We start from the raw sequence: 1,227 nt of genomic DNA, 5'->3' as shown, positions 1-1,227 counted from the left end.
TGAACTGACCCCCAATAGTTGGACACCAATTATTGGGGGTCTTTTTATGTCCAAATATAGCCACGAGCTAAAATGTATCGTTGCTAAACGATGCTTAGATGGTGCGTCATCTCGCTATTTAGCAAAACAATATTCAATTTCTTCGAGACAGATTCGGTACTGGGCTCAAGTCTTTGCCATCCATGGTACTGACTCATTTTTACCAACTAACCATGCAACTACTGCTCAGACAAAACGAAAAGCATTGAATTTAATGTGGACGAATGATTGGTCTCTCACGCACACTAGCGCAGTATTAAACCTCTCATCCCCTGGGATACTCTCAGTCTGGCTCAAAAGATTTAATGAGCTCGGTATCAAAGGGCTCAAAATGCACCAGAAAGGAAGACCCCCAATGAAACAGCGACCTCAACGTACCACTAAGCCTGATGATGAAATGACGCTTGAGGAGCTAAAAGAGGAGTTGGTCTACTTACGAACCGAGAATGCCGTTCTAAAAAAGTTGGAAGAGTTGGAGCAGGAAAAAAACCGTCGAACAAAGAAAAAGCGGTCATAGCTCTAACTCTTAAAGGCAAGTACCCGTTGAAGCACCTACTGCACACTCTACAGCTGGCAAAAAGTGTCTTTTATTATCAGGCTCAAACGAGCAAGCGCCCAAATAGCTACGAACGTGAGCTGCAGTTGATAAAGTCAATTTATCATGAACATAAGGGGCGGTACGGCTACCGCCGTATTCACTTGGAACTAAAAAATCAGGGGTTCGTGCTTAATCACAAAACGGTTCAAAGGCTTATGGCTCAGCTCAACCTTAAATCGACGGTCAGGATTAAAAAGTATCGTTCATACCGAGGAGAGTCAGGAAAAGCGGCTCCCAACGTGCTTGAAAGAGATTTTAGTGCGACTCAACCCGATGAAAAGTGGGTAACGGATGTCACGGAGTTCAAAGTCAAAGAGCAGAAAGTATACTTATCTCCCGTTGTCGACTTGTTTACTCAGGAAGTGGTTGCTTATAGAGTGGCCAAAAATGCCTGCTTGCCGCTTGTCACGGATATGCTGACGGAAGCTATATCAACGCTTAAACCCAACTCAAAGCCAATTATACATAGCGATCAAGGTTGGCAATATCGTCATCGACAGTATCAGAAAAAGGTAGCAGAGAGTGGGTTAACGCAAAGCATGTCGAGAAAAGGTAACTGCTTGGATAATGCGGTTGCTGAAAACTTTTTT

The 1,227-nt window shown here is 43.7% G+C and carries 2 protein-coding genes; both read left to right on the top strand.

The genetic code is table 11. The features are described from left to right. The first annotated feature begins 46 nt into the window (after positions 1-46). Positions 47-556, top strand: coding sequence for a helix-turn-helix domain-containing protein (locus AB6D80_RS25030; RefSeq protein ID WP_371703098.1), 510 nt, complete (start codon positions 47-49; stop codon positions 554-556). After that, positions 553-1,227: IS3 family transposase (locus tag AB6D80_RS25025; protein ID WP_372189923.1), on the top strand; the 675-nt coding region annotated here is incomplete at its 3' end. The genes AB6D80_RS25030 and AB6D80_RS25025, both read left to right, overlap by 4 nt.

It is taken from the genome of Vibrio sp. 10N.247.310.17 (assembly GCF_041466605.1).
Lineage (GTDB): Bacteria > Pseudomonadota > Gammaproteobacteria > Enterobacterales > Vibrionaceae > Vibrio > Vibrio tasmaniensis_A.
The sequence above is the reverse complement of the archived record's forward strand: the minus strand, read 5'-3'. Positions and strand labels throughout refer to the sequence as shown.